General features: G+C 67.8%; 5 protein-coding genes. All 5 read right to left on the bottom strand.

Translation table 11 applies throughout. The annotated features are described in order from the left end of the window. Positions 1-35 precede the first annotated feature (35 nt). Entirely contained in the window at positions 36-794 is a 759-nt protein-coding gene (locus tag ACE039_RS19330; RefSeq protein WP_105559162.1) for an alpha/beta hydrolase family protein, read from the bottom strand. Further along, positions 781-1914, bottom strand: a complete 1134-nt coding sequence (locus ACE039_RS19325) for a DUF3182 family protein (RefSeq protein WP_485823101.1) — start codon at positions 1912-1914, stop codon at positions 781-783. The genes ACE039_RS19330 and ACE039_RS19325 overlap by 14 nt, the downstream gene beginning before the upstream one ends. A 35-nt stretch (positions 1915-1949) precedes the next feature. Then, complete coding sequence (locus ACE039_RS19320) at positions 1950-2951, bottom strand: lysylphosphatidylglycerol synthase domain-containing protein (RefSeq protein WP_485823100.1); 1002 nt, start codon at positions 2949-2951, stop codon at positions 1950-1952. Further along, positions 2948-4150, bottom strand: a complete 1203-nt coding sequence (clsB, locus tag ACE039_RS19315; protein WP_485823099.1) for a cardiolipin synthase ClsB — start codon at positions 4148-4150, stop codon at positions 2948-2950. The genes ACE039_RS19320 and clsB overlap by 4 nt, the downstream gene beginning before the upstream one ends. Further along, positions 4147-4790, bottom strand: a 644-nt coding sequence (locus ACE039_RS19310) for an endonuclease/exonuclease/phosphatase family protein (RefSeq protein ID WP_485823098.1), incomplete at its 5' end; no start/stop codon positions are given. The genes clsB and ACE039_RS19310, both read right to left, overlap by 4 nt.

Raw genomic sequence — 4790 nt, 5'->3', positions numbered from 1 at the left:
AAGCCGCGGCGCCGGGCCGCACGGCCCGGCCTGCCTCAAGGCGCCGGCCGCGGATCTCCCATCCGCGCGCCGGTCACCATTTCCGTGACCCAGTTGACCAGGATCGACGTATAGGCCCGCTGCGAGGATTTTTCCGTCAGGGCGTGGTCGGCGCCATCAATGATGCGGTGGGTCAACGAATGCGACCGCCGGAACGCGGAGCGGTAGCTCATGATGGTGGAATGCGGGATGAAAGTGTCGTGTTCGGCCTCCACGATCAGCACGTCGCCGGAAAATTCCGCGCAGGCTTTCAACGCGCGATTCGACTCTGGCGGCACGTAAGTGTTGCGGTAGGCGCGCAACACGTCGCGGTTCAACTGGTTCTTGGGCAGTAGCCATTCGTCGTCCCTGTATAGGGCGGGCACATGCAGCGCCAGCCAGCGCACGCGCCGCAGGCCGCTCAGCAGCGCGGCCAGGTAGCCGCCGTAGCTGCTGCCCACTACCGCGACGGACCCCGAGTCCAGTGACGGGTGCGCGGCCAGGCGGTCGTAGGCCGCCATCGCATCGCGCAGATTGTCTTCGCGGGTCACTTGCAGTTGCTGTTGGCGGGTGGCGGCATGGCCGCGCAGGTCGAAGGTCAGGCACACGCACCCCAACGCCGCGATCCCCTTGGCGCGCGACAGGTCGAATTCCTGGCTGCCGCCCCAACCGTGAATGAACAGCACGCCGGGCACCTTGTCTTCCGGCGTCAGGAACGTGCCGTCAAGCACCTGGCCGTCGACCGATAGCGCGATGGGATCGCTATGCGCCGCCATCGGCATCCTCCAGTACGCCGCCTGATTTGCTGATATAGCCGACGGCGGAGTCCTTCCCATGAAAGACCAGATGCTGCGGGATCGGCCGCGGCTGGTTCTGGCCGTACCGTTCGCGGGTGGCGGCGCGGACCGTGCCCAGCGAGGGCGACAACGCAAAGGCCTGCATTGCCGCCAGTTCGGCCAGGCTTGCGCCGCCCGCCCGCCAGGATTGCTCAAGAACGCCGGCGCGCGTTTGTCCCGAGGCGTCGCGTCCGAACGCGATGTCGTAATTGCGGCGCGACGCGAACAGCTCGGGGTAGGCCGTGGACACCGCGGTGTCGTAGCGGCAGGCCAGGTCTACCGCCTGGCGCTCCCTGGGCGCAAGGTCCAGGGCGCGCAAGGCGTCGAAGCCGCCCCGCGCCAGTCGCAGCTCAGAGCCGCCGTAGACCGATACGCCCCCGTTGTCAGGGGTCAGGGATTGCGTGCCGACGTACGAGATCTCCATTTTTCCCACCCGGGACCAGCCCACGCTGTAGGTGGCGACGTCTTCCAGATCTTCCTCCAGCACCAGTCCCAGCCTGCGCATGGCCATGACGGACTGGTTCGCCAGTGCCGCGTGCAACTCGGCCGCGTTGCGCACGACCACTTGGCCGCGCCCCGCCGTGCCATCGGGGGGTTTGAGGCGTAGCCGCCCGCGTTTCAGCAGCCGCATGCCCGCGGCCTCCGCGTCTTGCGGCGTGAAGGCGGTGTATCCCGTCAGCACCACGTCGCGCAGGGTTTCAGCCAGGCCGGCGACCCAGGCTTTAGGCGCCTTGGAATGCGGGTCCGGCAACCCGTGGGTGATGGATTTCCCCGCGACGAAGGAATGCGGGGCGACGCCGCCATACAGATCGGCGGCGCGCGTGATGCCCAACCGCGCGGCACGGACCAGGCCGATGATCGTCCGGTCGGGCACGTAGTAGGGCGGCGGCGCATCCCGATAGAGGCTGGGCCGGTAGCCCGGCTCGAAGCGGCGCCCCAGCAACGCGGCCAGGCGCGAAGCCAGGGCTTCTTGTGACGCGATTTCATGTTCCGACGCGTTGGCGCGTCGGGGATAGGCGACCACCAGGTCGGACTCGGATGGGGACGGGTGTTTTGTCATGGCGGCGGTAGCAGCAAGCGGCGTGCCCGGGCTGGCTACAGGGAAGGTTTCCCGTGGCCTGGCACGCTTGCATCCGCATGGCGCTTGCGCCACGCAATGCGGGCCTCCATCAAGGGGAATGCCGCCAACGCCAGGCACATGGGGGCCAGCGCGTAGCAGGCCCGGTACGCCAGGGCCGCGCCCAGCACCTCGGAGTACGGCAGTTTGGGCGACAGCACGGCAATGAAGATCGCTTCCGTGGTGCCCAGCCCGCCCGGCACGCGCGTCAGTACCGCTGCGAAGCTGGCGCTGAGCAAAATGCCCAACACGACGGGATAGGGTGCCTTGCCCTGCAACAGCACATACGCCACGGCGCCCATGAACATCCATGACAGGCCGGCGAACAGACATTGCAGCACCGCCATGCGGGCCCGTGGCAATGTGACGTGCTGCCCGATCCAGGTAACCGAACGCCGGCGCGCGCGGGCGCATGCCCACACATAGCCGGCGCCTGCGGCCAGCATGGCGGCGCCCATCAGCCGAAGCACGCCGCTACCCACATCCCAGCCCTCGGGCACGGGCATGGCGCCGCTGACGAACACCGTGCCGGCCACCCAGGCATAGCCGATCCAGTTGGACGCCGCTGCGAACAGGGCGACGCGGGTGGCGACCGCCTTGCGGCATCCCAATCGGGCATACAGGCGCAGGCGCGCGCCCAGGCCCCCCACCAGCACCCCCAGGCTAAGGTTCAGCGCATAGCTCACGACTGCCACGCCCACGACAGTCGGCATCGGCAGCTTGTGGCCGGTGTAGCGGCGGCCCAGCAAGTCCAGCACGCCATAACTCAGGTAGCCAAGCACCGTCAGGCCGCCGGCCAGCCACAGGGCGTCGCCGGGAATGCGGCGCATGGCTTGCCACACTTGCGGCCAATCGACCGAGCGCCCGAAATAGAAGAGCAGCCCCGCTACCAGGGCCAGGATCAGCCAGGGCAGCACCTTCTTGATGCGCGGCCAGCGGTGGCGCACGGAACGCATGAAGTTCGTTCGGAACACTCTCATGCCGCCTCGCTTTCGCCGGGAGCGGCGGGTTTGATGGTCTGAAGCTTGGGCTTGTGAGCAGGCAGCGCGCCGGCCCAGGCCGGAAAGCGCCGCAGAAAGTGAAACACCACCACGCCCACCCAGAAGCGCCGCAGCACTCGCGTGGGCTTGGGGCTCATCGGCACCAGCTTGCAGTCCTGTTCGATCAGGTGGTCCAGGCTGTCGCGCAGCGCCCGGTTAAGCGACGTGTCGCGGGCCACGACGTTTGCCTCCAGGTTCAGCGCCAGGCTCAAGGGGTCAAGGTTGCTGGACCCGATGGTGCACCAGTCGTCGTCCACGCAAGCCACCTTGCCATGCAGCGGCCGCTTGCAATACTCGAAGATCTCGACGCCCGCGCTCATCAGGTAGTCATAGAGCATCGAGGCGGCCAGCCGCGCCACCAGCACATCGGGTTCGCCTTGAAGCAGCAGGCGCACCCGCACGCCTCGGCGCGCGGCGCTGATCAGGTCGCGCAGCAGACGATAGCCGGGGAAGAAATAGGCGTTGGCGATCAGCACGTCGTGTTTGGCCGAACGCAGGCCGGCGCGGTAATAGCGTTCGATGTCGGTGGTATGGGCCTGGTTATCGCGCACGACCAGCCGCCCGCCGCCATCGCCGTCGGGCACCGATGCCGCCGCCCGGCGCCGCCAACGGCGCGGCGCATTCCGCTTCAGCGCCGCCCGGGCGTAGTCGGCGATATCCGCGGCCAGCGGCCCATCCACCTGCACCGCGTAGTCCTGCTTGGCTTGCGGACCGAAGTCGGGCAGGTGGTCGGCCGAGAAATTGATGCCGCCCACCAAGGCGCATCGGCCGTCCACGGCCACGGTCTTGCGGTGCATGCGGCGGAACACGTTGGTGCGAATGCCCAGCAGCCGGGGGCGCGGGTCGAAAATGTGAAAGCGCACGCCGCTTTCCGTCATGGCGCCGATGAACTCGTCCGTCAGTTCGTCGGACCCGTACCCATCCACCAGCACGTCCACGCTGACGCCGCGCCGGGCGGCGGCAATCAGCGTCTGCTGCAGCGCCTGGCCCACCTTGTCGTCGAACAGAATGAACGTTTCGACCAGCACTTCGCTCGTGGCCGAATCGATGGCGCGGCGGACGGCGGGGAAGTAGGCCTCGCCGTTCTCCAGCAGCGTATAGCGGTTGCCTTCCCGCCACCCCAGATCAACGGTCGTCATAGCGCGATCTCCGCCGAAATGGGTACGTGGTCGGACAGCCGGGACCAGACTCGGGATGCCAGCGGCACCGGCCGCCAGTCGCGCACATTGCGCACGTAGATCCTGTCCAGCCGCAGCCACGGCCATCGCGCGGGGAAGGTGCGCGCGGGGCGGCCCACGCGCGTGGTGAAGACTTCCTGCGTGCCGCAACTGGCCATCAGGCGGTCGGCGGTAAGCCGCCAATCATTGAAGTCGCCGGCAATCAGCAGCGGCTCGTCGGCCGGCACGTCGCGTCCAACCAGTTCGCACAGCCGGTTCAATTGCTGCCCGCGGTGCCGTTCCCGCAGACCCAGATGCACGCAAATCGCATGCACCGGCGCGCTTCCCGGGACGCGCAGCACGCAGTGAAGCAGGCCGCGGCCTTCGTGTCCGTCCACGCTGACGTCATGGTTCTCGTAGCGGTCAATCGGGTAGCGCGACAGGATCGCGTTGCCGTGATGCCCTGCGGGATAGACGGCGTTGCGCCCGTAGGCAAAATCGGACCACAGCGTGTCGGCCAGAAATTCATATTGCGACAGTGCCGGCCACGCGGCCGGGTGCCGTTCGGCGTGTGCCTGATGTTCGCCCAGCACCTCTTGCAGGAACACCACGTCGGGGGGGG

This window comes from Achromobacter maghribensis, assembly GCF_057334215.1.
The sequence above is the reverse complement of the archived record's forward strand: the minus strand, read 5'-3'. Positions and strand labels throughout refer to the sequence as shown.